The organism is Streptomyces monticola (assembly GCF_042665355.1).
GTDB classification, from domain to species: Bacteria; Actinomycetota; Actinomycetes; order Streptomycetales; family Streptomycetaceae; genus Streptomyces; species Streptomyces monticola.
On the sequence record NZ_JBHTCF010000010.1, the window covers coordinates 250145 to 275411 of the forward strand.

The window sequence follows — 25267 nt, forward strand, 5'->3', positions numbered from 1 at the left end:
CCCTCGTCACGTCAGGCACAGCACGCACAGTCCGGGCGGCAGCCGGCGGTCCCCTCCGCCTTCGCCGCCGCGCCGGACGCCGGGACGGCACAGCAGGCGTCGCCGCGCCAGGCGTCGCGGCCCTCCTTGACGGCGACGGCGGCGATGACCAGGGCCGCGACGGGGTCGGCCCAGGACAGGCCGAGCAGCCAGTTGGCCAGCAGGCCCACCAGCAGAACCGCGGACAGGTAGGTGCACAGCAGGGTCTGCTTGGAGTCGGCGACGGCGGAGGCGGAGCCCAGTTCGCGGCCCGCGCGGCGTTGCGCCGCTGACAGGAACGGCATGACCGCGAGCGAGAGCGCGGCGAGCACGATGCCGGGCAGGGAACGCTCCGCTTCGCCGGTGCCGGTCAGGGCGCGCAGTGAGTCGGCGGTCACATAGGCGGCCAGGGCGAAGAAGGAGGCGGCGATGATCCGCAGCGTGGTCTTCTCACGGGCCTCGCGCACGGTGTGGTCGGTGGCGGAGAACTGCCAGGCCACCGCGGCGGCGGAAGAGACCTCGATGACCGAGTCCAGGCCGAAGCCGATCAAGGCCGTGGAGGAGGCGATCGTGCCCGCGGTGATGGCGGCGACGGCCTCGATGACGTTGTACGTGATGGTCGCGGCGACCAGCAGACGTATGCGCCGGGTGAGCGCCTCACGCCGGGCCGGGGGCGGGCCGAGGGATATCGCGGCCATCAGCAGCACCCCTTCTCGTCCGCGTCCGGGCAGGTGCGGTCGGTCTCGACGGCGACCACGGCGGTCCGCAGATCGTCAAGGGCGTGGCCGAGGCGTTCATCGGCGAGTTCATAGCGGGTGCGGCGCCCGTGGGGCACGGTGACGACCAGGCCGCAGTCCCGCAGACATGCCAGGTGGTTCGACAGCCGTGTGCGCGAGATGCCGAGCATGTCGGCCAGGTCGGAGGGATAGGCCGGCGCTTCTCGCAGCGCGAGAAGGAGCCGGCAGCGAATCGGGTCGGCGAGCGCCCGGCCGAAGCGGGCCAGGACCTCGATGTCAGGGGCTACGGTCAGCACACCGCAGACAGTACAGGACACCCTGAATTCACAGGAACATGAACCCTAGGGCTGCCTCCCTGTCCGGATCGGACCTCCCATACGCCGACCACAGCCCTGCATCGTGAAGGGCCACAGCTCCGTGCCGCCCCTCACCCAGCGAGAGCGAAGCGAAGACCCAGTCTTCGGGGCTCGCGGCGCTCCCTCCGTCGGGGGCCGTCAGCATCGGCTTGCGGGGCTCATGGGGCTCGACGCGCTCGAAGGAGAACCCGAACGCGAAAAATCAAAGCGCCGCCCCTGCCCCAGGGCCTTGGTATACGCCTTCTTCAGAGTCCACAGCCGCGCCAGGACGACCCATCTCTCGGACTCCGGCAGCCGATCGAGCAAACTGTGCTCGTAAGGAGTCAGTATCTCGTCCATGGCGGACGGCGGCCACTGAGCGAGATTGTCCTGTCTCTCCAGACTGACGCCTATCCGCCCTTTCGCGCTGATGCCGATCAGGACGTACGCCTCACGCCGGCTGATGCTGATGTCGATCTGGTCGAGTCCCCGCAAGTACGGCCGCCCGCCGAGGCGGTAGGCGAGCTGGGCCGTCTCCGACCCGGGACTTACCTCCATGAGGACATGGTGCAGCAGCGTTCGTGAGCCGAGCAGCCGCCCTGTTCGACCGGATCGGCGAGTTCTTGGTACTCCTCCCAGCGGCCGCCGAGGAGTTGTCTCGCTGTCGGGGTGTCCGCGTCCACCCAGTCGCCCACGACACCGAGCACGGTGCACGCACCGTAGGACCGCACATCCGCACGTACGCGCTGCCACGGCTCGGCGTCTTCAGGCCTTACGCGGACGGGCCAGCCGAAGAGGTTCTGCCGGCCGTCGGCCCCCTCGCCCTCCCCGAGCCGTGCCCGCAGGGCGGCGAGCTCACTCTGCAGATCTCGCACCGCATGCGCTGCCGACTCCAACTCGGCGCGAAGGTCCGCCGATTCCCTGTCCCGCTCCTCCAAGGCCCGGACAAGCACCCGCTGGCGTTCTTCGGCCGCAGCGAGTTTCCGGCGTAACGCGGTCTCACGCGCATGTTTGCGCTCTGCTACGCCCTGCCTGGACCGGGACAGAAATCCGTCGATGAGGCCCGGGAGTGACCAGGGCTCAACCCCACGTACCTCGATATCCGTTCCGTGGTCCCGCAACACGTCGCAGAAACCCGGGAGTTCCATGAGCCCAGCCACCGGTACCGACTCGAGCACCTCGGCTGTGTTCGCGATCGGCAGATCCGAGGACACGACGGACACCAACAGGTCGTCGCAGAAGATCGCTGTCCCTGAACTCCCGCCCCAGGGGGGACCCGTTGCCCCGACGCGGCACGATGCCGACGTCGACATGCACGGCCAGGAGGCCCCGTCGCGCCCGGACCAGCCGGTCGACATGGCCACGGATCGGGTGGGCGTCGGTCAGGTTCCCGGGGCGGATACCGGCCTCTGGGAACCCCAAGCCCTTGCAGGCGACGCGCTCGTCGGTGGTCACCCGCCCCCAGGGGACAACGCCGTCCGGACCGTTCCAGTCCGGCTCGGTGATCTCGAGAAGCGCGGCGTCGGCCCACGGCTCCTCCTCGACGTCGACAGGGAGAGCCGGCCAGCAGACTCGGGCGGCGGCCCAGGAGGGGTTCTGCCCGCCCCGCCCCAGCGGCCGGAGCTCGACGCTCTGCCCGCCCGCGCTTCCGACAACGTGGTACGAGGTGAGGACGAGGCGTTCCGTCACGAGGTAGCCGGTGCCGACTCCCCCGGCTCCCGGCACCCAGATCTCCACGCATGCGTCAGGGACCATTTCCGACGCCTCCCCCGCTCCCTGTTCCGCCGAGCCCGAGCGCGAGCGCGGCTAAGGCGTACACCTCGGCCGGTGAACCGGGTTCACAACGGACGTTCCGCACTTGAGCGGGAGATCCTGGCGTCCTCGCCCTGCGAGTCGATCGGCTGGAGTGTGAGCTTGATCCGCTGGGTGCGCCCCGACGCCGCCCCGGCCTTCGCCTGCGCGCTCCAGGGCAGCACCAGCACTTTGGTGCCGGCCTCACCGTGCTTCTGCACGTCGACGGTGAACTCCAGCTCCCCCGGACCGGTCCGGAACTGCAGGGCACTGCCCTCACCGGCGGCCATCGCCGCCTGCAGCTCGGCCCGCACGGCACCGATGGCTTCCGCGAGTTCCGCCCATGCCTCGTGACCCACCGCTCTCCTCCCCAACACCGGTTCCCCCGGCCCTTCGTCGACTGCGGCCCTGCAGACGTTCAGGCGATCAAGGAGTGTGCCACCCGGGCCGTCATCGGCGCAGCAGATCGGCCAGGGTCGGCTGCAGCACTCAGTCACCGTGACCAAGTGCTGCAACTGAACCCTGGCACCGAAGAACCACTCAGTCCTGGACCGCCGGGAGACGGATTCCTGTCAGAGGCCGAACTCCTGCGGGGACACTCCGAGCGCCGCGCACGCCTCACGCAGCACCTGCTCCTCGGCCGGGGCGATATAGCCGTCCGCGCCGGCGACGACGAAGCCGGTCTGCACGACCGCCTTGGCCTCCATCGGCTTCTTCGCCGCCTTGGCGATCTCCTGCATGGCGTCGGTCTTGCCCTGCTGGAAGTTGAACGTCAGCTGGTCGACGTGCTTGTTGAAGCGCGTCCGCAGCTGCTCGGGCGGGAAGTTCTTCAGAACGTCGTTCTGCAGGATCAGAGACTCGACGTGCTGCCGCTCGGCCGGGTCGACCGAGCCGTCCGCGGCCGCGACCAGGGCGCACATGGCCATACTGGCGTCGCGATAGGCACCGCTCTTGAGCTCCGTCTTGAGCGAGGCGAGCTGCGTCTTGAGCACGCCCACGAGCTGAGCCTTCGATCCCCCGCCGGAGCCTGAACCCGGTCGTCCGTGGCCGCCGGAGCCCCGTGCCCCCTGCGACTGCTGCTGCAGACCCTTCGCCTGGTCCTTGATCCGGTCCCACATCGCCATCCGTGCCACCTCGGCTACCTGTTCGCTTGACCGCGCGCATTCCGCGCGTTCCTTGGTCAACGCTTTGCCATCTCTCGAAGTTCCATGGCTGGACGGGCCGTTGAAGCACCGGGACAGATCCGACATTCCCCCCCCTCCCCGGGAAAGGGCCCTCCGCACGGCGTGAACCCGTCGGCTCATCCACGCGTTACGCGCAGATCTTCTGGAATCGCGATTGGCTTCATCCGCACCACGAACACTGCCAACGCTTCTGTTCGAGACAGAAAGAGGAGCCTGTTCGTGTCCACATCCCGTACGCGACTCCCGAGACCCCTGATCCTCGCCGCCGCGCTCGCGGCCCTCGCCGGTGCCGCACCCGCCACCGCCGCGCCCGGCACCGCGCACAGTGCGGCACCCGCCGCGCTCCCCTCCGTCACCCCGCGGGCCGAGACCCCCGCCCTGTACGACGACGAGGAGGGCGGCAACGCCGACGCCGACGACCCGGCCATCTGGCGCAACAGGTCACAGCCCGAGCGCAGCCTCGTCGTGGCCACCGCCAAGGAAGGCGGCCTTCGCGTCTACGACCTGGACGCCAAGCAGGTGCAGGCGGTCCCCGCCCCCGCGGGCCCCACCCCGGACGACGCGCCGGGCCGCTTCAACAACGTGGACCTCGTACACGGTCTGCGCCTTTCCACCGGCGCCGCCGACCTGGCCGTCACCAGCGACCGCGGCAACGACCGGCTGCGCTTCTACCGCATCGACCGCGACCGGCCCGGAGGACCGCTGCGGGACGTCACCGACCCAGCCGCCCCGCCGGTGTTCTCCGCCGGCCAGGAGGAGATCAACGACCAGCAGACCGCGTACGGCCTGGCCACCTGGACCGACAAGGCCACCGGCCGTTCCTACGCCCTGGTCAGCCGCCGCGAACGCACCAGCATCGCCCTGCTCGAACTGCGCCCCACCGGCAACGGCACGGTCGGATACCGCAAGCTGCGCACCCTCGACCTCCCCTCCTCCTTCCGCCTGCCCAACGGCAACTCCTGGTCACCGTGCGGCGAGCCCGGCGAACTGCCGCAGGTCGAGGGCATGGTGGTCGACCCGGCGAACGGCACCCTGTACGCGGGCCAGGAGGACGTCGGCATCTGGCGCCTGCGCGCCGACCTGACGGGCACGCCCCAACTCGTCGACAAGGTGCGCGAGTACAGCATTCCCGGCACCTACGACGAGGCCACCGAGGAGTGCGCCCCCGGCGCCGACCCGGGCTTCGGCGGCAGCCGCGTCTCCGCCGACGTGGAGGGCCTGACGCTGCTCACGGAGTCCGGCGGCGACGGCTATCTGCTCGCTTCGAGCCAGGGCGACAACACCTTCGCCGCCTACGACCGCGAGACCGGCGACGCCAACGAATACGAGGGCGGCTTCCGCATCACCGCGGCCTCCGGCACGCTCGACGGCTCCGAGGAGTGCGACGGCGCCGCCGCGCTCAACGCACCGCTGGGCAGCAAGTACCCGGACGGCCTTCTGGTCGTCCAGGACGGCCAGGAGAGCCCGCAGTCCGGTGACCGTGCGGCCACCGGATTCAAGTTCGTGGACCTGGGTTCCGTACTCGACACCTTGGACGACTGAGGCCCCCAGGCCTCACCGCCACGGGGACACCGGCGCGACGGCCCGCCCCCGATAACCCGGCCCCGACGGCCCGCTTTCCCCAGGAAGCGGGCCGTCGGGCATCGCCACTGGTCACAGCGCTGCCGCGGCACCCCGGGCGCCCCTCAGCCGAAGGCACCCTCCCTCTCCGCACTCGACAGCGTGTCACTTAGTGACATACTGTCGTTTGAGGACATCAACAGGAAGGGTGACGAGACGCCATGACGACGGCGAAGCGCAGCGGCGGAGGGATGAGCGAGCAGCGGCGGTTGCGGCTGCGGCTCGAGATCTCCCGGGAGGCGGCGCGCCTGTTCTGGGAGCAGGGAGTGGCCGCGACGAGCGGTGATCAGATCGCGGAGGCCGTGGGCCTGTCCACGCGCACCATCTGGCGCCACTTCCGCAGCAAGGAGAGCTGCGCCGAGCCGATCGTCATGCAGGGCGTGGTCACCCTGCTGAGCGTGCTGCGCAGCTGGCCACGGCAGCTCTCCCTCGAGGAGCACCTGGGCGTGGAGCTGGCCCGGCTCCGGGTCGAGGCACCGCCCGTCGATCTCGCCGACGAGATGCTCGCGATGAAGATGATCCGGCTCGCCGACACCGAACCTGCGCTCCGCACGGCGTGGTTGATGGCCTGCGACGAGACGGAACGCCAGCTGCGCGCCCTCATCGGCGACCGGCTCGACCGCCCGGCCACCGACCTGGAGGTGCTGCTGCACGCCGCGTCCGCCGCCGCGGTCATCCGCGTCCTCGACGAGCACATCGGCGCCGCGGTCCTCTCCGGCGCCGACCTCACGGAGTTCTCCGACATCAAGGCCCTGTCCCGGCGTTACGCCCACGCCATCCGCACGGCCACCGGCGGAGCCGTCGGCGACCCCGTCGCCTGACGGCACCGGGCGCCACGAAGCCCGCCGGACGTACCGAGACCAACGCACAAGGAGTGCCCCATGACCGCTGTTCCGCGTATGTCGCGCGAGGTCCCGCACATCCCCGTCGAGGACTTCTTCGGCGCGCCCGTCCGCGCCCGCGCGGAGATCTCACCCGACGGCACGAAGATCGCCTACCTGGCGCCTTGGCGCGAGCAGCTCAATGTATGGGTGGAGAGCGTCGATTCGGACGAGGAGGCCCGCTGCGTCACCGCCGACGACAACCGCAGCGTCCTCACGTACCACTGGACGGACGATCCACGGTGGCTGCTCTACGAGCAGGACGGCGACGGCGACGAGCACTGGCACGTCTACCGGGTCGACCTGGAGAACCCGGACGCCGAGGCCGTCGACCTCACCCCCTTCCCCGGCGTCACCGCGGTGGGACTCGAGCCGATCCCCGCGCGCCCCGGCAAGGCGCTGCTGCATCTGAACCGCAGGAACCCCGCCGAGTTCGACCTCTACGAACTCGACATCCCCAGCGGCGCGTTGACGATGCTGGCGCGGAATCCCGGCGAGGTCAGCGGCTGGATGTACACACCCGACGGAGCCCTGTACGCCATGGTCTGGACGGACCGGCGGGACATCGAGCTGGCGCAGTGGGACACGGAGAAGGGGAAGCTACGCACGGTCACCACCTTCGACGGCGCCGACTACCCGCTGTTCGTCCAGCCGTTCCAGCTCACCCCGGACGGCACCGGCGTGTGGTTCGGCTCCAACCGGGGCAGCGATCTGACCCGGCTTGCCCGGCTCGACCTGGCCACCGGCGAGGAGACCGAAGTCGACAGCCACCCGGACTTCGACCTCGACCTGCGCTCCGCCGTCTTCCCCACGCTGCCGCAGCCGCTCATCTGCCACCGGCGCACCGGCGAGCTGCTCGGGGTGCGTTACCTCGGCGGGCGGCAGGTGATCCACCCGCTCGACCCGGACTTCGCCGCCGTACTGGAGAACCTGGTGAAGCTCTCCGACGGCGACCTGGCCGCCGTGTCGTCCGATGTGAGCGGGCAGCGCTGGGTCGTGAGCTTCACCCACGACCGCGAGCCCGGTGTCACCTACTACTACGACCACTCCACAGGCGAGAGCCGGCTGCTGTTCCGGCCGTTGCCGCACCTGGACCCCGAGGCCCTCGCCCCCATGACGCCGGTCACGGTCACCGCGCGCGACGGCCTTGAGCTGCCCTCGTATCTGACCCTGCCCCTCGGCGCCGAGCCGGCCGGGCTGCCGCTGGTGCTCCTGGTGCACGGCGGACCCTGGTCGCTCGACAGCTGGGGCTACCACCCCTTGGTGCAGTTCCTGGCCAACCGCGGCTACGCGGTACTGCAGGTCAACTTCCGTGGTTCCACCGGTTTCGGCAAGGAGTTCCTCAAGGCCGGGATCGGCGAGCTGGCCGGGAAGATGCACGACGACCTCATCGACGGCGTCGACTGGGCCGTCGGCGAGGGGTACGCGGACCGGGACCGCGTCGCGATCTTCGGCGGTTCCTACGGCGGTTACGCCGCCCTGGTCGGCGTCACCTTCACCCCTGACGTCTTCGCCGCCGCGATCGACTTCTGCGGCCCCTCGAACCTCGTCACCTTCCTGCGGACCGTGCCGGAGTTCGCCCGGCCCCACCTGATCAACAACTGGTATCTCTTCGTCGGCGACCCCGACGTCCCGGAGCAGGAGACCGACCTCCTGGCCCGTTCCCCCATCAGCCGGGTGGACGAGATCCGCACACCGCTCATGGTGGTGCAGGGCGCCAATGACGTCCGGGTCGTCAAGGCCGAGTCCGACCAGATCGTCGACGCGCTGCGCGCCCGTGGCGTCGATGTCACGTACCTGGTAAAGGACAACGAGGGCCATATGTTCACGAACCCGGAGAACAACATCGACGTCTGTCGCGAGTCCGCCCGTTTCCTCGCCCGCCATCTCGGCGGGGCGGCGGAGCCGGAGCAGACGGAGCAGCCGACACCGGCCTAGGAACGGCCGCCGTAACCGATGCAACCGGCATAGCCGACGTAACCGCCTTAAGTCCACCGACTACCTGGTGAGTTGATCTCGTGATGACGGAACCCATACGCCCCACACGACCGCCGGCCGACGCGCCGAACGCGCCGAAGAAGACGCCGCTCGAGCAGCTGGGCGGCACGACCGGCGTGGTCTACATGATGCTGCCGATCGTCGCCTTCGTCCTGGCCAACTCCTCGTTCGGCCTGACGGCCGCCATCTGCACCGCCGTTGGCGTCGCGGTGGCGATCAGCGTGCTGCGTCTGGTGCGCAAGGAGCCGGTTCAGCCCGCGATCTCCGGTCTGTTCGGCATCGCGGTCGCCTCGTTCGTCGCCTGGAAGACCGGCTCGGCCAAGGGCTTCTTCCTGACGGGCATCTGGAGCAACTTCGCCCTCACCGCGCTCTTTCTGCTCTCGGTCTTCGTACGCCGGCCGCTGGCCGGAATCGTCTGGGGCGCGCTCAACGGCACCGGCACCGCCTGGCTCCGGGACAAGCCGTCGGTCCGCTACTACAACATCGCCACGTTCACCCTGGTGGCGGTCTTCACGGCCCGCTTCGCCGTCTGGCAGTGGCTCTACGACGACGACCGCACCGGCTGGCTGGCCGTCATGAGGATCGTGATGGGCACCCCGCTCCTCGCGCTGGCCTTACTGGTGGTGCTGTGGGCGGGCCGGCTCTCGCACAAGCGGCTGAAGGCACAGGCAGGACAGCTGCCCGCCCGTGCGGTGTGACCGCCGGGTGCTGTACGACCCGGCAACTCCCTCGCCCTGCGCGGGAAGCGTCTCTACTCTGACGGGACCGGGACTGCGCAGTTCCCGCAGGTTGCGGCGCCGTGGCAGAGCGGCCCATTGCGATCGACGTGAGGGATGCCCCTCTCACGCCGACTGAGGGAGAGCAGGCGGGCATGCCTCTCTTCTTCCGCGGGTTCGAATCCCGTCGGCGCCGCAACCGACCACTCCGCTCATGAGATCGAGAACCTCCGCGTCGGTTCCCCGGATCAGGGGGACTTCGTGGTGGCGGCCGCCAGGAGCAGCGGCAGGAAGCGGCGTTCGAGCGATCCCGGCGGCAGGGTGTCCGGTTCGACGTAACTCTGGGCCAGACCGCCTTCCCTGAGGGCGATGAGCGCACGGACGAACGCCTCGAGATCCATGTCCGGGCGCAGGCCGGCGCGTTCGAGCAGGCCGCCGATGAGTCGTACGGCCTCGGCGCGGAGCCGCGCGTCGTGCTCGGCCAGCATGCGGGCGACCTGCGGGTCGCGGATCGCGTAGAGCGTGAACTCCATGGTCACCAGGTACCAGGTGCGCTCGTCCGGCTCGACGTGCGCCAGGAGTTCCGTGATGCGCTCCAGCGTCATCTCGCCGTCGGCGAAGTCGGCGCCCAGGCGCTCCAGACGGCCGAGTACCCGGTCGGCGTGCCGGTCGAAGAGCGCGAAGAACAGCTCGTCCTTGGTCCTGAAGTTGGAGTAGAAGGCGCCACGGGTGTAGCCCGCCCGGTCGCAGATGTCCTCGATCCTGGCGCCCCGAAAGCCCTCATCGGCGAAGACCTCCAGCGCGGCGTCGAGAAGACGGGCCAGCGTCTGCGGTCTGCGCTTCGTCGTTCCCTTCGGCATGGAACACCCCTTGCCAGTGCCGGAGTTCAGCACTCCGCGGCCATGTCGGACCGGTTGACAGCGTAGGACCGGCCCGGCGACCATCCTTGCACCGTCAAACGGATACATGAATGTATCCGATTCGGAGGAGCCGTCGATGAGCCAGTCAGCGACCATCACCGCAGCCGCCGGGCCGATCCCGGAGGGGTACGTCATGCCCGCGCCGCCCGCGTTCGACTCCGTCGAGGACGAGCGGCGCCACCGCAAGGAGCAACTGGCCGCAGGTTTCCGGCTGTTCGGCCGGTTCGGCTTCTCCGAGGGGGTCGCGGGCCATATCACCGTCCGGGACCCGGAGAACCCCGAGCACTTCTGGGTCAACCCGTTCGGGATGAGTTTCAGCCAGATCAAGGCATCGGACCTGATCCTGGTCGATCACGACGGGAACGTGCTGCACGGCAGCCGTCCGGTGAACCGTGCCGCGTTCGTCATCCACGCGCAGGTGCACAAGGCCCGCCCGGACGCGCTCGCCGCGGCCCACTCGCACTCCCTGTACGGCAAGGCCTTCGCCAGCCTCGGCGTGCCGCTCGATCCGATCACCCAGGACGCCTGTGCCTTCTTCGAGGACCACGGCCTGTACACCGACTATCAGGGTGTGGTGAACGAGGTCGAGGAGGGCGAGCGCATCGCGGCGGCGATCGGTCCGCACAAGGCCGCGATCCTGCAGAACCACGGCCTGATCACCGTCGGGCACACGGTCGCCGAGACCGTCTGGTGGTTCATCACCATGGAACGCTCCTGCCAGGCCCAGCTGGTGGCGATGGCCGCGGGAGTCCCCCGGCACATCGACCGGGAGACCGCCCTGCAGGTACGCGGCCAGATCGGCGGTCACTACGCGGGCTGGTTCCAGGCCCAGCCCCTGTACGACCAGATCGTCGCCTCCGACCCCGATCTCTTCGACTGAACCCAGGTCACCACTGCCTGGTCACCACCACCGAGTCACCACTGCCTGGTCACGGGTGCCCGGTCACGGGTGCTTCTTCGCGAAGGCGCGGGCGTAGGCGTCGCCGGCGATGAGCGCGTCCGCGACCATGTCGGCCGTCACCGGGAACGGCATGTTGTGGGTCGTCTCGCCGTCGGCGGTCGAAGCACGGCCGATGGCCAGGAGCTCCTCACGGTCCGCGTCGGCGAGACCGATCTCGGCGAGAGTGGTGGGCAGTCCGACCTCACGGCTGAAACGGAGGTAGGTCTCGAGCTCATCGGTGGAGGAGCCCTCCATCACCAGCTGGGCGAGGGTGCCGATGTTGACCTTCTCGCCATGCATCATGCCGTGCACACGGTGCGAGACGGTCAGGCCGTTGTGGATTCCGTGTGCCGCGGCGAGGCCACAGCTCTCGAAGCCGAGGCCCGACAGGAGCGTGTTCGCCTCGGTGATCTTCTCCAACGCCGGGGTGACGACGTGCTGTTCGGCGGCGAGCCTGGCCTGCGGGCCGTACTCCATCAGCGTCTCCCAGCACAGCCGGGCCAGACTCAGGGACGCCCCGGTGGCCAGACCCCCGGCCATCGCGGTGCGGTTCGCGGCGACGCAGACCCGGGCCTCGTACCAGGTGGCCAGCGCGTCCCCCATGCCGGAGACGATGAACCGGCTCGGGGCGCCCGCGACGAGAGCGGTGTCGACCAGGACCAGGTTGGGATTGCGGGTGAAGAAGGAGTAGCGCTCGAAGGCGCCTTCCTCGGTGTAGATGACCGCGAGGGCGCTGGTCGGCGCGTCCGTCGAGGCTACGGTCGGGGCGCTGACGACCGCGATGTCACCGCAGGCGTGCCCGACGGCCTTGGCGGTGTCGATGGCCGTGCCGCCGCCGATACCCACGACGACGTCGGCGCCCGCGGCCTTGGCGGCCGCGGTGATCCGGTCGATCTCGGACTGTGTGCACAGGCCGCCGAAGGTCTCCTTGGTGAGCTTGACGCCGGCCGCGGACAGGGAGGCCGTCACCGCCTCGTCGACGAAGCCCCACACGCCGCTGTCCGCCAGGACGACGGCGTTCTCACCGAGGCAGGAAAGGTGCTCGCCCAGCTGTTGCATGGCGCCCGCACCCTGGACGTACTTGGGTGGGCTGATCATCATGCGGGTGGCGACGGTGTTCACGGTGAGACCTCCTGTACGCGGCCGTGGCACGGCCCATTCCTGCTTCTCTGAAGAAATAAGGAAGACCAGAGACTGACGTCCGGAGGATTTCCGGAAGCCGATGGCCCGAGTGTGCCACAACAATTACGGAAATCCGAAATGGAAGAAATAAAGGGCGCGACCCGATGAGGGTTCGCCTCGTCCCGTCAAGCGCCCGAACTGGCCAAGATGCGCGTACAGCAGGGCCTTTCTGCTGGTCCACCAGGGACCTAAGGCCCCTGCGGAGGCCCCTCGCGCTGAGCAAGGATCGAGCCACGAGTAGCGAACCAGGAATTCGGTAGTATCGAAATCCGGAATCGCCATCCATGGAATTCGTGGAATTCATTCCGCCATTCCAGGCGGCGTTTTTCGACCAGTAACCGCGCCGTCTGTGCCGTTTCGGAAGTACAGAGCCGTACACCGCCGTACGAGGAAGAGGCCCGTCTTGAAGAAGCTCATCAACGCCCCGGAGACCGTGGTCGCCGACGCGCTGCGAGGCATGGCCGCGAGCCACCCCGAGCTGGCCGTCGACGCCGAGGGGGGCCTCGTCACCCGGGCCGGCGGCACGGTCTCAGGCAAGGTCGGCATCCTCTCCGGCGGCGGCAGCGGACACGAGCCGTTGCACGCCGGGTTCGTCGGCCGCGGAATGCTCGACGCGGCCGTCGCCGGTCCCGTCTTCACCTCCCCGGTCCCGGACCGTATCGGCCAAGCCACCGCCGCCGTCGACTCCGGCGCCGGTGTGCTGCACATCGTCAAGAACTACACCGGCGACATCCTCAACTTCGCCATGGCCGCCGAGGACGCCGACGACGACGGCATCAAGGTCGAGACGGTCGTGGTCGACGACGACGTGGCCGTCGCGCGCGGCGAGGGTGCGGGCCGGCGCGGCACCGGGGCCACCCTCTTCGTGGAGAAGCTCGCGGGCGCCCTCGCCGAGACCGGCGCCCCCCTGGCCGAAGTCGCCGCCATGGCCCGCAAGGTCAATGAGCACAGCCGCAGCTTCGGCGTCGCCCTGTCCTCCTGCACCACCCCCGCCAACGGCACCCCCAACTTCCAGCTCGGCGACAACGAGATCGAGCTGGGCGTCGGCATCCACGGCGAGCCCGGCCGCCGCCGCGCAGAGCTGACCACCGCGGCCGAGACCACCGAGACCATGCTCGACGCCATCCTCGAAGACCTTCCCGAGGCCGGCGGCGCCCCGGTGCTCCTGCTCGTCAACGGCCTGGGCGCGACCCCGCCGATCGAGCTCTACGTCGTACGCGCCGAGGTGGAGCGGATCCTCACCGAACGCGGCATCGCGATCGCCCGCTCCCTGGTCGGCAACTACGTCACCAGCCTCGACATGGCCGGCTGCACCCTCACGCTGTGCCGGGCCGACGAGCAGATGCTCGAGCTGTGGGACGCACCGGTGCTGACGCCGTCGCTGCGCTGGGGCGCCTGACCACGCTCCGCCCGCCCCGGCCCTGGGGCACCTGACCCCGGCCCGCGGACACCGCACTCCATCTCTCCCCTCCCCTCTCCTCCCCTCGCCCCACCTCCCTCCGTCAGGAAGAACAGTCCCGTGACTGCGACCCCCACCGCCGAACTCGCCCTCGACGTCGCCTACTTCCGCCGCTGGCTCGCCGCCGCCGCCCAGCTCTTCGAGCGTGACGGCGCCCGACTGACCGCCCTGGACGCGGCGATCGGCGACGGCGACCACGGCGCCAACATGGTGCGCGGCTTCGGCGCCGTCCGCGCCGCGGCCGAGGACGGCCCACCGGCCACCCCCGGCGAGCTCCTGGGCCTCGCCGGCACCACCCTCACCAACTCCGTCGGCGGCGCCTCGGGCCCCCTCTTCGGCATGGCGCTGCGCCGTACCGGCAAGCGCTTCGGCGCCGAAACCGCCGTATCCGCCGAGCAGTTGGCGGCCTCCCTGCGCGCCGGCGCCGAGGCCGTGGGCAAGCTCGGCGGCGCCGCCCCCGGGGACGCGACCCTCCTCGACGCGCTGCTGCCCGCCCTGGACACCCTCGACCGCGAACTGGCCGCCGGTACCCCGGTGACCGCCGCTCTCGACGCCGCCCAGGCCGCGGCCAGGGAAGGCGCCGAGTCCACCGAGCCCATGCAGGCCAACAAGGGCCGCGCCAGCTACCTCGGCGAGCGCAGCATCGGCCACCAGGACGCGGGCGCCCACTCGGTGGCGCTGCTCTTCGCCGCGTTCACCATGGCCGCGGATTCCTCGTGGACGCCGGAGCCGACGGCCGCGGCCGAGCAGGCCGAATCTGCCGAGCGGACCGAGCCGGTCACGCCGGTCACGCCCGTCGAGGAGGCGCAGCCCGCCCAGGCCGCGGCGCCCCAGGCCGGCGGCCGCGTCGGTGTCGTCCTGGTCTCGCACAGCCGTGCCGTGGCCGAGTCCACCGCCGAGCTGGCCAAGGCCATGGTCGGTTCCGGCGACATCGCCCCGGTCTTCGCGGCGGGCGGCACCGACGACGGCCGGATCGGCACCAGCGCCGAGCGCATCCACGCCGCGGCTCTCAAGGCCGACGAGGGCAAGGGAGTTGCGATCCTGTGCGACATGGGCAGCGCGGTCCTGACCGTCCAGGCCCTCCTCGGTGAGGGCGAGGGCGAGGGCGAGGCGCGCGCGATGCCTGCGAACACCCGGATCGTGGATGCCCCGTTCGTCGAGGGCGCGGTCGGCGTCGTGGTGACGGCATCGGTCGGCGCGGACCTCGACATAGTCCTGGCCGCGGGCGAGGACGCCCGGAACTACCGCAAGCGCTGAACGAACGCAGAGCCGCCGAGCGCCCGCCCGCCGTACCCACCGACGGCGGGCGGGTGCGTCCCGGGGTGGCCGACGACCGTGCGTCGCTCACCTCGTTCCTCGACTACCAGCGGGCGACCCTGGCCATGAAGTGCGCGGGCCTGAGCGGCGAGCAGCTGAAACAGCGGGCGATCCCGACGTCAGGGCTCACGCTCCTGGGCCTCGTACGGCATGCGGCCGCCGTCGAGCGGAGCTGGTCCGCCGGGCCCTGAACGCCGAGGAGGTCGGGATGCCCTGACCAGGCGAAGTCGACGGCAAGTTCGCGCTATGTCCTGACCCACATGATCGAGGAGTACGCGCGTCACAACGGCCACGCCGACCTGCTGCGCGAAGCGGTGGACGGAACCGTCGGCGAGTAGCCCGCACCCGGCGGGGGCGGACCGGCCTGCGCCGGGAAAGCGGGCCGGCCTGCGCGGGAAAATCCGTGTGCGCCGGATGATCGGCCCGGGCACAGTACGCGCATGGGAGCAGACGCCGACACAGACGCCGACACAGTCCGGACACCCCGGGAGCGCGCCCTCGGGCATGTCGCCGGGCTGTCCTCCGGGCCGCCCGTCGATCCGGCCCTGCGGGTCACCCTGAACTTCCATCCGGACCGCCGGGCGCACGGCAGGCCGATCCTCGAGGCCCTGGCAGAGTGCGGCGTGTATCAGTCGCAGTTCGTCACCGGAACGAGCAACGGCGGTCTGACCGCACACCCGGGCGGCGCCCGGTGGCGGTGGGAAAGCCGGATCTTCCAGGGCGCCTACGACCACGCGCCGGCCCACGAGCGGCCCGTCTACGGCGCCCTGAACTTCCGCCGCAAACCGGTCGGCGCGGCCCCGCGCTTCGGCTCCGCCCACTTCCGGCTCACCGCCCGGACGCTGGAGCGGACGACGTTCTGCTACCCGGACAGCTTCCTGGAACCCTCGGACTTCGGTACCGCGGAGCGCATGCGGCTCGTCGAACTCGCCCTGGCCGACCGCAAGGACGCTCTCGACGACTACATCGAGGCACATGTGCACGGACCGGTCCGCCTGGACCACGATGTCGAGGCTCTGGTCCTGGACCCCTGCTACCGCGGCTCAGCCGTCGAGGCCGCCGCCCGTCGTCTTCCGTGCCCGCTGGAATGGCATCACGGATTCCGCCTCACGGTCGAGGAACTCCGCCTGCATCCCGCCTACCGCGGCCCGGAGTACGTCGACCTGGGCGTGGCGATCGCCGTCGGCGGCAGGCTCGATCCGCGGATCGTCGGTGCCGCCGCCGGTACCGGCAGCCATGATCCGCAGGCGGTCAAGAAGGTGTGGCACTGCCTCGCCCGTTTCGGAACTCCCTGACCGCCTGGGCGAGTTCGGACGGGCCGTGCTGGGCGGCCAAGTCGTCCGCGTGGCGCAACTCGCCCCTCTCCTGTGCCCTCTCCAGTGCTCTCTTGCGGTTACTTGGAAACGAGAGGAGGGTGGCGGCCGACCTGGAACAACGCGCTCTTCGGTGACGGGGGAACCTGATGGTGTCCAAGCAGCAGCTCAAGGCCTGCCCGAGGACGCCGACCTGAGGCGTGCGGACTCGCTGGCGCGGGAGATCTTCTCGGAGGTCGCCAACAAATGGGCGCTTCTGATCATCGAGGCGCTCGGTGAACGCACCCTGCGCTTCAGCGAGTTGCGGAACGAGGTCGAGGGCGTCAGCCACAAGATGCTCACCCAGAACCTGCGCATGCTGGAGCGCAACGGCCTGGTCGACCGGAAGGTCCACCCCACCGTGCCGCCGCGGGTCGGGTACACCCTGACCGAACCGGGCCGCGCCCTGCGCACCACGGTCGACGCCCTGTGCGGCTGGACCCACCGGTACCTCGGCCACATCGAGGGCGCACGCCATCGCTTCGACGTCTGACGGGGTCGCCTCAGGCGGCGAGCAGCCAGGCTGTGGTTGCGGTCCGGTTAATGACGAGTTAAGGTCACCTTCGATCGATCCCGATCACAGGGTTGTTACTCCCCCGGAGACGTCGCCGTCTTCGTGAGGCGAGGCAAGGCCTGGGAAGCGCCGTTGGCGTTGCCCGGGCCTTTTTTGTTGCCCGAAACCGGCCGGGAGAGATCGCGAACCCACGTAGGACGGCAAGACCCAGAGGATGCGAGGAAGCATCATGAGCACACCCGCGTCGGGCACCGACGTGCTGGCGGAGAAGATCCTCCGCGGCGTCGGCGGACCCGAGAACATCGAGAGCCTCACGCACTGCGCGACGCGGCTGCGCTTCCAGCTCCACGACGGGGCGAAGGTCGACACGGAGGCGCTCGACGGCCTCAAGGGCGTCATGGCCACCGTGCCGCAGTCCGGCGACCGCCTCCAGATCGTGATCGGCGGCGCCGTCGCCCGCGTCTACTCCGAGATCATGAACCTGCCGTCGATGAGCGCCGGCGGCACTCCCCGGCCGCAGTCCGACGCGGACGTCAAGGCGGCGATCCGGGCCAAGGGCCGCGGCCGCTACGCCTTCGTCGACAACTTCTTCGAGTACCTCTCGGACTCGTTCCGCCCGCTCATGGGTGTGCTCCTCGGCTCCTCGCTGATCATCGCGATCGCCTCCGTCCTCGACGCCCTCGGCTACGTCGACTTCCGGGCCGAGGACAAGTCCGCCACCTGGGTCTTCGTCGACGCGATGTGGCGCTCGGTGCTGTACTTCCTGCCGATCTTCGTCGCGTACAACGCGGCCAAGAAGCTGAGGATCGACCCCTGGGTGGGCGCCGCCGTGATGGCCGCGGTGATGACCCCGAACTTCACGGGGATGCTCAACAAGGACTCCGGGATCCCCGGCATCACCTGCTCCACCAACGCGACGCTCGGCACCCAGGAGTGTGTGGCGCACGTCTTCGGACTGCCGATGCAGCTGAACGACTACGGCGGCCAGGTGTTCGTACCGCTGCTGATGGTCGCCCTGCTCGCCCTGGTCTACAAGGGCCTGCAGCGCGTCTTCCCGGAGAGCGTGCACATGGTCTTCGTGCCGTTCTTCAGCATGCTCATCATGATCCCGGTGACCGCCTTCCTCATCGGCCCGATGGGCATCTGGGCCGGCAACGGCCTCGGTGAGGGTCTGTCCTGGATGAACAACAACGCCCCGATCGTCTTCGCGATCATGATCCCGCTGATCTACCCGTTCCTGGTCCCGCTGGGCCTGCACTGGCCGCTGAACGCGCTCATGCTGCAGAACATCAGCGTCCTCGGCTACGACTTCATCCAGGGCCCCATGGGCGCGTGGAACTTCGCCTGCTTCGGTGCCACCGCCGGTGTGCTGCTCCTGTCGGTCCGCCACCGTGAGAAGGAGATGCGCCAGACCGCGACCGGCGCGCTCGCCGCGGGTCTGTTCGGTGGCATCTCCGAGCCCTCGCTGTACGGCATCCACCTGCGCTTCAAGCGGATCTACCCGCGCATGCTCGTCGGCTGCCTCGTGGGCGGCATCCTCGTGGGCGTCCTGGGCGGCGTGGACACCAAGGCCTTCGCCTTCACCTCCCTGCTGACCATCCCGGTCTTCGACCCGAAGCTCACCTACGTCATCGCGATCGCGGCGGCCTTCTTCACCGCGATGGCGCTCGTGTACTTCTCCGACTTCCGCACCAAGGAGGAGCGCGCCGAGATCAACGCCCAGCGGGACGCGGCCGAGGCCGCCGACGCGCCGGCCGACGAGCGTGAGCTCGTCACCGTGGGCGCCACCGCCGAAGCCGCCGCCGGTTCCGCCTCGGAGTCCGTCCCCGCGGCCGGCGCCGCCGCCCCAGGCGCCGCGGCCTCCGGTACCGCGGCCTCCGGTACCGCCGCCTCCGGTACCGCCGCCTCCGGCACGGGCGTCGAGCTCGCGGCTCCGGTCGCGGGCCGGGTGCTCTCCCTCGACGAGGCCGGGGACCCGGTCTTCGCCTCCCGGGCGCTCGGCGAGGGCGTGGGCATCGAGCCGGCCGACGGTCATGTCGTCTCGCCGGTCGACGGTGAGCTGGTCACGGTCGTCGACACCGGCCACGCCTTCGGCATCCGTACCGCGGAGGGCATCGAGGTGCTCGTCCACGTCGGCATCGACACGGTGCAGATGAACGGCGAGGGCTTCGACGTACGCGTCAAGTCCGGCGACAAGGTCTCCGCCGGCGACCTCCTCGCGGAGGTCGACCTCGACGCCGTGCGCGCCGCGGAGCACTCGACGGTCACCCTCATGACCGTCACCAACACCGCGGAGCTCGCCTCGGTCGAGCCGCACGTCGGCCAGGAAGTCGCCGCCGGCGCCCCGGTGGTGACCGTGCGGCGGTGACGATCCGCCCTTGATGCGGCGCGCGCGTCCCCCTTTCGGGGCGCGCGCGTCCGCGTCGGTCGGGGGGCGGATGCACACGTACGGCGGATGATGCGGGATCATTCGGACAGAAGCGGACCACTGACGGGAAAAGGGCCGGCGATGGAAACCCTGCGAGTCCTCAACAACAACGTGGTCCTCGCGCGCGACGAGACGGGCCAGGAAGTCATCCTCACCGGGCGCGGCATCGGGTTCGTCTCCCGCCAGGGCAAGCCCATCGACCCCGCGCTGATCGTGCGTGTCTTCGTCCCGGCCGACGGCCGCGACCCCGACCATCTGGCCGAGGTCTTCGCGCTCATCGGCGAGGAGGTCCTGCGGGCCGTCGTCATCGCGCTCGAAGAGGTCGGCATCGAGGGGCGTGAGTCCACGCGCCCCACCCTCGCCATCGCCGTCGCCGACCATGTCGCCGGCGCCCTCGACCGGGCCAAGCGGGGCGTCGTCATCGAGTACCCGCTGCAGGCCGAGGCCCAGACGCTGTACGGAGCCGAGTACGCCCAGGCCCAGCGTCTGCTCGCGGCCATCAACGAGCGCGTGGACCCCCGCCTCGACCCCTCCGAGGCGACCGCGCTCACCCTGCACCTGGTCAACGCCGGCTTCGCCTCGGGCGACCTGTCCTTCACGTACACGATGACCGGGGTCATCCAGCAGCTGCTCGCCGTCGTGGGCGAGCAGTACGGCCTGGACATCACCCAGGAGTCCCTGAGCGCGGCGCGGTTCATCACCCACGTCCGCTATCTCTTCGTACGGATCCAGCAGCACCAGCAGCTGAAGGGCCACGAGTCCACGATCGGCAAGGGCATCCGCCAGCACTACCCGGAGGCGACCGCCACCGCGCAGAAGCTGGCGACCATCGTCGAGCTGCGGCTCGGGCAGCAGCTGAGCGAGGACGAGGTCTCCTACCTGGCGCTCCACGTGGCCCGTATGACCATGGAGGACGACGGCTCCGCCGCGTGAGAGCGGCAGAGACGCCGTACGGGCCGGGTGCCGCTCAGGCGGCCTGCGGCTTTTGCGGGTCCTCCTCCCCCAGGGCCTCGTCGCGTACGCGCCTGCAGCTCTGGCTGATCAGGCGGGAGACATGCATCTGGGAGATGCCGAGTTCGGCACCGATCTCGCTCTGTGTCTTGTCCTGGAAGAACCGCAGGTACAGGATCTCGCGTTCACGCTCCGGCAGACGGCGAATCCCGGTCTTGGCCGCCTCTCGGTCGACCGTCAGGTCGAAGCCCTTGTCCTGTGTTCCCAGGGTGTCGACGAGTGCGTAGCCGTCCTCGTCGGATCCGGCCGAGAGGGCGGCGTCCAGCGACAGCGAGTGGTAGCTGTCCATGGCTTCCAGTCCCTGGCGAACCTCGTTCTCGTTCAGGCCGGTGTGCTCGGTCAGGCGCCCGAGGGTCGGCTCGGGGCTGCCGGGCGCCTGGGAGATCTCGCGGCTGGCGGCCCGAACCTGGTTGCGTACCTCCTGGACGCGACGCGGGACGTGGACGTCCCAGGAGTGGTCACGGAAGTACCTGCGCAGTTCACCGGTGATGGTGGGCACGGCGTAGCTCTCGAAAGCGCCGCGCCCGGGCTCGTAGCGGGTCACCGCCTTGAGCAGCCCTTCGGCGGCGACTTGGCGCAGGTCTTCGAGATTCTCGCCCTTGTTGCGGAACTTGCCGGCCAGGCGGTGGGCCATCGGCAGCCACGCCTCGACGAGTTCCTCGCACAGCAGATCCCGCTCGGGCCCCTCCTCCAGGCCGGCGAGGTGCTCGAAAGCCGCTGCCGTATCGGGGGCGTCGTCGTGAGCGCGGAAGGTGCGGGCGGGCGTGGCGATGCTGCTGTCCATGGGCATGAGATCGCTCCTTGGCCAGACTCTTTCAATCTGTGCGCGGCCCAGTCGGCAGGCTCATCCCGCTGACCTGCGGGGGCCTCCGTCAACAGCCGGCCGCGATGGCAAACGCGCCTCTCTTCCGAAGCACGTCAGGACGCCTGCCCGACCCCAACCGCCGTAAAACACGCGGCGGGGCGGCACCCCGGAGGGTGCCGCCCCGATGACGGTCTGCGGCCTCAGGACTGAGGACGGCTGCCGTGGTTCGCGCCGTTCTTGCGGCGGGCCTTCTTCTTGCGGCGTCGCTTCGAGGACATAGCTACCTCCGTACTGTTGATGCGTGATCGGTCGCCCACCGGGGGGCGAACCCCAGGTGATCACGCATCCCGTACCCAGCACAAACCGCCCAGATCACGGGGTCGGTCACTCGGGTCGCTCCGCGCACCACACCTTCGTGCGGCGAACCCGTGGAGCCCGACCCACCGCAGGGCCACCGCGCGTCCGGGGACCCTGGCTGCCGTGCGCGACACGTCGCTTCGTATGATCATCCAGGAGTTCACGGCCGCCCCGACCCACGGCATCGACGGTGCCGAGCCCTGCCGACCGCACGGGCCGGCGCCGCGACACCAGCCGCAGGGGCTCCTTTCCTGCCGTTCGTCACCGCCGGACACATGTCCGGCTCCCCCTTGAAGAGCCCCCCTTGCCCACCTCACCCTCTCCTGCCTCTCCTGCCTCTCCTGCTCCCTTGAGCAGCGACCTGACCGGCACGCTGCCCGCCCGCGAACGCAGCCGCATGCGCGCCCGGATAGTGCCGTGTCTCGTCGGACGCGCACCCGCCTCGGCCACACCCCTGGCCGCGCTGCGCAGCGCCGGTGGGGCCACCGCGGTGCTGCTGGCCCTGGCGGCGATCGGCGCCAGGGTCCACGAGCCGGTGCTCATACCCCCGCTGGCCGCGTCCGCCGCGATCATCCACAACCTGCCGGGCCTGCCGCTGGCCCAGCCGCGCAGCGTGATCGCCGGTCATCTGCTCTGCTCCGGCGCCGGGTACGGCGCCCTCGCCGCCCTGGGCAGCACCGCCTGGGCAGCGGCCATCGCCGCCGGCGTCGGCCTGGCCCTGACCACCATCGCGCGCGCCCCGCACTCCCCCGCCTGTGCGACGGCCGTCGTGATCGTGCTGCGCACCCCCGGCCCGAAGGTCTTCGTGCCGCTCCTCGCCGGATCGACCGTCCTGCTGGTCCTCGCCGGTTACGCCCTCTCGCGCACCCGCTCGGGGAGCCCTCGCTATCCCGTGTACTGGTGGTGACCGCACCTTCCGCGGCCCGCGGTCACGAGTGGATCCCCGCCCTGCGGACGGTCCGGCGCCGTCACGGCTGTGACGGGTTCCATTCGAGCAACAGCATGGTGGCGTCGTCGCGCAGCCGGTTGTCACCGGCGTCCAGGATCGAGTGGATCAGACGCCGCAGGGTCTCGGCGGCCGGTTCGCCGGTGGAGGACGCGCTGATGACGGCGTCGGCGAAGCGCTGAACGCCGAACTCCTCACCGTCCTCCAGGCGTACCTCGGTGATCCCGTCGGTGTGCAGCAGGACCCGGTCCCCGGTTCGAGCGCGATCTGGTGCACTTGCCGTGGGGTGTCAACGAAGCGCGCGGGAAGGCCCATCGGGACATCCGCCTCCCGGTGCATGGCCCCGGCGACCACGCGCTGCCCGCGCAGGAGCAGGGGCGGCGGATGGCCGCAGTTGATCCAGCCCAACGCCCCTGTGTTCAGGTCCAGTTGGGCCAGGACGGCGGTGCAGAACTGGTCGGGCAGCCAGTCGGAGAGCACGCGGTCCACGGCCCGCGTCAACTCGGGCGGATCGAAGCCGGTCCGCCGGGGCTTGCGGCAGGCGGCGAGCGTCACCGCGGCGGTGAGACCGGAGGACAGATCGTGCCCCATGGCGTCCACCACGGCCACGTGCAGCGTGGACTGGGTCGGCGCATGGTCGAAGGCGTCTCCGCCGATCTCGTACGCGGGCTCCATCACGGCGGTGGAAATGACGCCCCGGGTGCCGATGGTGCGGGGCGGCAGCAGGGCGCGCAGCATCTCGGTCGGCAGGCCCATGTCCTCGCTCCTGGTGCGCTGCACGAAGGAGTCCTTGTACGCGCGCTTCGACGTGATCAGGGGTGCGAGGAGGGCAGCCAGGGCCCGGCCCCCGCCGCAAGGACAGCGGGTCGAGGGCCGGCGTCTGCACGGCCAGCACGCCGACCCGCTCCGCCCCGTCGATCAGTGGCAGCCAGGCCGTCATTCCCTCCGGGCCCTCCTGCACATGCAGGTTCTGCGACCGGTAGGCACGGCCGCTGGGGAAATCGTCGATGGGCAGGAACTCCGGGGGGTCCGCCAGGGCGACAAGGCGTCTCTGCTGCAGATCCACCAGGTACACCCACGCCTGCGTCAGGCCGAGCGCCTGGGCCGCCGAGGTGACGATGGTGGCCAGGTCCTGTGCGGCCACCTGGCCGCTGGCGAGAAACGCGCACAGTCTGGCGTCGGGATCGTCCGTGCCCTCTGCCGCTGTCACGTGGCTGCTCCTGAGGTCGCTCGCCGTGCGCTCTCCCACCGCGGATACGTCCTCCTCGAAGTCTCACCCCCCCCCACCCGGCCGCCTCCACCGGCCCAGAGCGGTGAACGCCCCGGCGCTGACACAGCCCCGGCCGGGCCGGCTGCCGGCGCTCCTTCAGGCTCCTGCTGCGGTTGCAGGTGGCCACAACGGTGAGGGCGTGCACGTGTCGGTGGACGGTGAGGTACAGGCGGCTCCGGGCGCCGGTATGCGGAGGCAACAAGGTCGCGGGCAGCAGCTGTTGACGGTCGCGGCAGCGACTCGTGCCGTGCCTGCATCAGCAGCGCGCTGCCCGGGCCCTGGTACGGCTTCGGCCCGGCCGGTGTGATGGCCGGGCCGGAAGCCTGTCGTCTCAGGTTCCCGCCGACACCGGTGTATGCGCCTTGTCGCCCACCGATGCGTCGGTCGCGGACTTCGGGATGGGGCGGTCGTCGCGCAGTGCGTTCCAGACCCGGTGGGACTGCTTGTCGAGGGGGAGCACGCGGCCCGAGTCCTGGGCGTCGTAGGTGACGGGCATCGTGACCATGTCGGTGTGCTCGGGCGTGATGCCCTTCAGGTCCTCGGCCAGGCCGAGCAGCTTGTCCGCCGAGGCGAGGCCGGAGTCCGCGCTGACGCTCTTGGTCGCGGTGTCCGCCAGGCCGTAGGACTTGGCCGGGCTGCTGAACGGATCGACGGTTTCGGCACGGTGGATCAGGGCCTTGATGAAGGCCTGCTGGAGCTGGATGCGGCCCAGGTCACTGCCGTCACCGACACCGTGCCTGGTGCGCACGAGCTCAAGTGCCTCCTTGCCCATCAGCCGGTGCTTTCCGGCATCGAGGGCGAGACCACTGCTGTGGTCGTTGATGGCCTTGTGGGTGGTGATGTCCACGCCGCCGAGCTCGTCGATGAGCTTCTGGAATCCCTTGAAGTCCACCTCGAGGAAGTGGTCCATGCGGACGCCCGACATCTTCTCGACCGTCTTCACGGTGCACGCCGGCCCGCCCATCGCGTAGGACGAGTTGAACATCGCCTGCTGCGCGGCGGGCGCGGTGCCGCCGTGCGGCTTCGCGCACTCGGGCCGCTGCACCATCGTGTCGCGCGGGATGCTGACGACCGAAGCCTTCTTATGAGTCTTGTCGACGTGCAGGACCATCGCCGTGTCGGCGCGGGCCCCGCTGACACCCTTGCCGTATTCGCCGTGGGTGCCCGCCCGGGAGTCGGACCCGAGCATGAGGATGTTCATCGCACCGTTGTCCTGCTCGCTCGGCCGGTCGTGGCCGAGGACGGCGTTCATGTCGGTGCCCTGGATATTGCCGCTGAGATGCTGCCAGGCGTAGGCGACGCCGCCGCCACCGACCAGTGCCGCACCCAGGGCGCCCCATGCCGCGAACCGCAGCGCCCTCTTGCGCGCCCTGCGCCCGGAGCGACGCACCCGAGGGGGCCCGTAGCCGGGCACCGCGGGGGTGCCGTCCGCATGCACGTGGTGCTCGTTCTCGCTGTTGTGCGGCATGCGCTGCCCCTCTTCGTT

Annotated in this window: 24 protein-coding genes, 1 tRNA gene and 3 pseudogenes; 16 read left to right on the forward strand and 12 right to left on the reverse strand. The window is 70.2% G+C overall.

Going from position 1 to position 25267, the window contains the following annotated elements:
* Positions 1–11 precede the first annotated feature (11 nt).
* The 6 genes from ACFQVC_RS23745 to ACFQVC_RS23770 form a co-directional block, all read right to left on the reverse strand.
* Positions 12–716, reverse strand: a complete 705-nt coding sequence (locus ACFQVC_RS23745; RefSeq protein ID WP_381833784.1) for a cation efflux transmembrane domain-containing protein — start codon at positions 714–716, stop codon at positions 12–14.
* Positions 716–1051, reverse strand: coding sequence for an ArsR/SmtB family transcription factor (locus tag ACFQVC_RS23750; protein WP_381833787.1), 336 nt, complete (start codon positions 1049–1051; stop codon positions 716–718). The genes ACFQVC_RS23745 and ACFQVC_RS23750 overlap by 1 nt, the downstream gene beginning before the upstream one ends.
* A gap of 198 nt (positions 1052–1249) precedes the next feature.
* Complete coding sequence (locus ACFQVC_RS23755; RefSeq protein WP_381833790.1) at positions 1250–1648, reverse strand: 4'-phosphopantetheinyl transferase family protein; 399 nt, start codon at positions 1646–1648, stop codon at positions 1250–1252.
* Entirely contained in the window at positions 1639–2304 is a 666-nt protein-coding gene (locus tag ACFQVC_RS23760; protein WP_381833793.1) for a hypothetical protein, read from the reverse strand. The genes ACFQVC_RS23755 and ACFQVC_RS23760 overlap by 10 nt, the downstream gene beginning before the upstream one ends.
* A gap of 624 nt (positions 2305–2928) precedes the next feature.
* Complete coding sequence (locus ACFQVC_RS23765; RefSeq protein WP_381833796.1) at positions 2929–3240, reverse strand: trypco2 family protein; 312 nt, start codon at positions 3238–3240, stop codon at positions 2929–2931.
* A gap of 213 nt (positions 3241–3453) precedes the next feature.
* Positions 3454–4005: a tellurite resistance TerB family protein gene (locus tag ACFQVC_RS23770; protein ID WP_381833799.1), complete on the reverse strand. Its 552-nt coding sequence runs from the start codon at positions 4003–4005 to the stop codon at positions 3454–3456.
* Between the two features lie 279 nt (positions 4006–4284).
* Here ACFQVC_RS23770 and ACFQVC_RS23775 point away from each other — a divergent pair, with 279 nt between their 5' ends.
* The 5 genes from ACFQVC_RS23775 (at position 4285) to ACFQVC_RS23795 (ending at position 9476) form a co-directional block, all read left to right on the forward strand.
* Entirely contained in the window at positions 4285–5607 is a 1323-nt protein-coding gene (locus tag ACFQVC_RS23775) for a phytase (protein ID WP_381833802.1), read from the forward strand.
* Positions 5608–5846: 239 nt separating this feature from the next.
* The gene (locus tag ACFQVC_RS23780) at positions 5847–6506 is read left to right on the forward strand and encodes a TetR/AcrR family transcriptional regulator (protein ID WP_381833805.1); all 660 of its coding nucleotides are present in this window, start codon (positions 5847–5849) and stop codon (positions 6504–6506) included.
* A 60-nt stretch (positions 6507–6566) separates the two neighbouring features.
* Complete coding sequence (locus ACFQVC_RS23785) at positions 6567–8504, forward strand: S9 family peptidase (RefSeq protein ID WP_381833808.1); 1938 nt, start codon at positions 6567–6569, stop codon at positions 8502–8504.
* 83 nt (positions 8505–8587) lie between these two features.
* The gene (locus ACFQVC_RS23790) at positions 8588–9262 is read left to right on the forward strand and encodes a DUF3159 domain-containing protein (protein ID WP_381833811.1); all 675 of its coding nucleotides are present in this window, start codon (positions 8588–8590) and stop codon (positions 9260–9262) included.
* A gap of 95 nt (positions 9263–9357) precedes the next feature.
* A tRNA-OTHER gene (locus ACFQVC_RS23795) sits at positions 9358–9476 on the forward strand.
* Positions 9477–9528: 52 nt separating this feature from the next.
* Here ACFQVC_RS23795 and ACFQVC_RS23800 read toward each other — a convergent pair.
* The gene (locus ACFQVC_RS23800; RefSeq protein ID WP_381833814.1) at positions 9529–10140 is read right to left on the reverse strand and encodes a TetR/AcrR family transcriptional regulator; all 612 of its coding nucleotides are present in this window, start codon (positions 10138–10140) and stop codon (positions 9529–9531) included.
* 136 nt (positions 10141–10276) lie between these two features.
* Between ACFQVC_RS23800 and ACFQVC_RS23805 the strand changes: the two genes are divergently transcribed.
* On the forward strand, positions 10277–11080 hold the full coding sequence (locus ACFQVC_RS23805; protein WP_381833817.1) for a class II aldolase/adducin family protein: 804 nt from the start codon (positions 10277–10279) through the stop codon (positions 11078–11080).
* Between the two features lie 63 nt (positions 11081–11143).
* Here the strand turns inward: ACFQVC_RS23805 and ACFQVC_RS23810 are convergent, their stop codons facing one another.
* Entirely contained in the window at positions 11144–12262 is a 1119-nt protein-coding gene (locus ACFQVC_RS23810) for a glycerol dehydrogenase (RefSeq protein ID WP_381833820.1), read from the reverse strand.
* Between the two features lie 463 nt (positions 12263–12725).
* On the opposite strand from ACFQVC_RS23810, the gene dhaK reads away from it, so the two are divergent.
* The 9 genes and pseudogenes from dhaK to ACFQVC_RS23855 all read left to right on the forward strand — a co-directional run bounded on the left by dhaK (position 12726) and on the right by ACFQVC_RS23855 (position 20325).
* Positions 12726–13721, forward strand: coding sequence for a dihydroxyacetone kinase subunit DhaK (gene dhaK / locus ACFQVC_RS23815; RefSeq protein WP_381833823.1), 996 nt, complete (start codon positions 12726–12728; stop codon positions 13719–13721).
* 120 nt (positions 13722–13841) lie between these two features.
* A pseudogene (dhaL, locus tag ACFQVC_RS23820) lies at positions 13842–14489 on the forward strand (dihydroxyacetone kinase subunit DhaL); the annotation flags it as partial.
* Complete coding sequence (locus ACFQVC_RS23825) at positions 14481–15038, forward strand: PTS-dependent dihydroxyacetone kinase phosphotransferase subunit DhaM (protein ID WP_381833955.1); 558 nt, start codon at positions 14481–14483, stop codon at positions 15036–15038. The pseudogene dhaL and the gene ACFQVC_RS23825, both read left to right, overlap by 9 nt.
* 65 nt (positions 15039–15103) lie before the next feature.
* Complete coding sequence (locus tag ACFQVC_RS23830; RefSeq protein ID WP_381833826.1) at positions 15104–15289, forward strand: mycothiol transferase; 186 nt, start codon at positions 15104–15106, stop codon at positions 15287–15289.
* A gap of 39 nt (positions 15290–15328) precedes the next feature.
* Positions 15329–15436, forward strand: a pseudogene (locus tag ACFQVC_RS23835) (mycothiol transferase); the annotation flags it as partial.
* Between the two features lie 102 nt (positions 15437–15538).
* Entirely contained in the window at positions 15539–16393 is an 855-nt protein-coding gene (locus ACFQVC_RS23840) for a DUF3626 domain-containing protein (RefSeq protein ID WP_381833829.1), read from the forward strand.
* A gap of 151 nt (positions 16394–16544) precedes the next feature.
* Positions 16545–16943, forward strand: a complete 399-nt coding sequence (locus ACFQVC_RS23845; protein ID WP_381833832.1) for a winged helix-turn-helix transcriptional regulator — start codon at positions 16545–16547, stop codon at positions 16941–16943.
* A 250-nt stretch (positions 16944–17193) separates the two neighbouring features.
* Positions 17194–19332 carry a glucose PTS transporter subunit IIA gene (locus tag ACFQVC_RS23850; RefSeq protein WP_381833834.1) on the forward strand — a complete coding sequence of 713 codons (2139 nt, stop codon included), beginning with the start codon at positions 17194–17196 and terminating at the stop codon, positions 19330–19332.
* Between the two features lie 141 nt (positions 19333–19473).
* Positions 19474–20325 carry a PRD domain-containing protein gene (locus ACFQVC_RS23855; protein WP_381833837.1) on the forward strand — a complete coding sequence of 284 codons (852 nt, stop codon included), beginning with the start codon at positions 19474–19476 and terminating at the stop codon, positions 20323–20325.
* Between the two features lie 34 nt (positions 20326–20359).
* Here ACFQVC_RS23855 and ACFQVC_RS23860 read toward each other — a convergent pair whose 3' ends face one another.
* The gene (locus ACFQVC_RS23860; protein ID WP_381833839.1) at positions 20360–21193 is read right to left on the reverse strand and encodes a SigB/SigF/SigG family RNA polymerase sigma factor; all 834 of its coding nucleotides are present in this window, start codon (positions 21191–21193) and stop codon (positions 20360–20362) included.
* A gap of 215 nt (positions 21194–21408) precedes the next feature.
* Positions 21409–21486, reverse strand: coding sequence for a 50S ribosomal protein bL37 (locus tag ACFQVC_RS23865; RefSeq protein WP_370443954.1), 78 nt, complete (start codon positions 21484–21486; stop codon positions 21409–21411).
* A gap of 428 nt (positions 21487–21914) precedes the next feature.
* Here ACFQVC_RS23865 and ACFQVC_RS23870 point away from each other — a divergent pair, with 428 nt between their 5' ends.
* Entirely contained in the window at positions 21915–22472 is a 558-nt protein-coding gene (locus ACFQVC_RS23870; RefSeq protein ID WP_381833842.1) for an HPP family protein, read from the forward strand.
* 61 nt (positions 22473–22533) lie between these two features.
* Here the strand turns inward: ACFQVC_RS23870 and ACFQVC_RS23875 are convergent.
* A pseudogene (locus ACFQVC_RS23875) lies at positions 22534–23267 on the reverse strand (PP2C family protein-serine/threonine phosphatase).
* A gap of 845 nt (positions 23268–24112) precedes the next feature.
* A complete protein-coding gene (locus ACFQVC_RS23880; RefSeq protein ID WP_381833845.1) occupies positions 24113–25249 on the reverse strand; it encodes an LCP family protein in 1137 nt (378 codons plus the stop codon).
* Between the last annotated feature and the right edge of the window lie 18 nt (positions 25250–25267).

What these genes read in the sequence shown, in the direction of transcription:
- ACFQVC_RS23860 (WP_381833839.1), bottom strand. Translation starts at nt 21,193, where the DNA reads ATGCCCATGGACAGCAGCATCGCCACGCCCGCCCGCACCTTCCGCGCT.
- ACFQVC_RS23840 (WP_381833829.1), top strand. Translation starts at nt 15,539, where the DNA reads ATGGGAGCAGACGCCGACACAGACGCCGACACAGTCCGGACACCCCGG.
- ACFQVC_RS23805 (WP_381833817.1), top strand. Translation starts at nt 10,277, where the DNA reads ATGAGCCAGTCAGCGACCATCACCGCAGCCGCCGGGCCGATCCCGGAG.
- ACFQVC_RS23745 (WP_381833784.1), bottom strand. Translation starts at nt 716, where the DNA reads ATGGCCGCGATATCCCTCGGCCCGCCCCCGGCCCGGCGTGAGGCGCTC.
- ACFQVC_RS23770 (WP_381833799.1), bottom strand. Translation starts at nt 4,005, where the DNA reads ATGGCGATGTGGGACCGGATCAAGGACCAGGCGAAGGGTCTGCAGCAG.
- ACFQVC_RS23880 (WP_381833845.1), bottom strand. Translation starts at nt 25,249, where the DNA reads ATGCCGCACAACAGCGAGAACGAGCACCACGTGCATGCGGACGGCACC.
- ACFQVC_RS23850 (WP_381833834.1), top strand. Translation starts at nt 17,194, where the DNA reads ATGAGCACACCCGCGTCGGGCACCGACGTGCTGGCGGAGAAGATCCTC.
- ACFQVC_RS23865 (WP_370443954.1), bottom strand. Translation starts at nt 21,486, where the DNA reads ATGTCCTCGAAGCGACGCCGCAAGAAGAAGGCCCGCCGCAAGAACGGC.
- ACFQVC_RS23855 (WP_381833837.1), top strand. Translation starts at nt 19,474, where the DNA reads ATGGAAACCCTGCGAGTCCTCAACAACAACGTGGTCCTCGCGCGCGAC.
- ACFQVC_RS23790 (WP_381833811.1), top strand. Translation starts at nt 8,588, where the DNA reads ATGACGGAACCCATACGCCCCACACGACCGCCGGCCGACGCGCCGAAC.
- ACFQVC_RS23800 (WP_381833814.1), bottom strand. Translation starts at nt 10,140, where the DNA reads ATGCCGAAGGGAACGACGAAGCGCAGACCGCAGACGCTGGCCCGTCTT.
- ACFQVC_RS23780 (WP_381833805.1), top strand. Translation starts at nt 5,847, where the DNA reads ATGACGACGGCGAAGCGCAGCGGCGGAGGGATGAGCGAGCAGCGGCGG.
- ACFQVC_RS23825 (WP_381833955.1), top strand. Translation starts at nt 14,481, where the DNA reads ATGGCCGCGGATTCCTCGTGGACGCCGGAGCCGACGGCCGCGGCCGAG.
- ACFQVC_RS23755 (WP_381833790.1), bottom strand. Translation starts at nt 1,648, where the DNA reads ATGGAGGTAAGTCCCGGGTCGGAGACGGCCCAGCTCGCCTACCGCCTC.
- ACFQVC_RS23785 (WP_381833808.1), top strand. Translation starts at nt 6,567, where the DNA reads ATGACCGCTGTTCCGCGTATGTCGCGCGAGGTCCCGCACATCCCCGTC.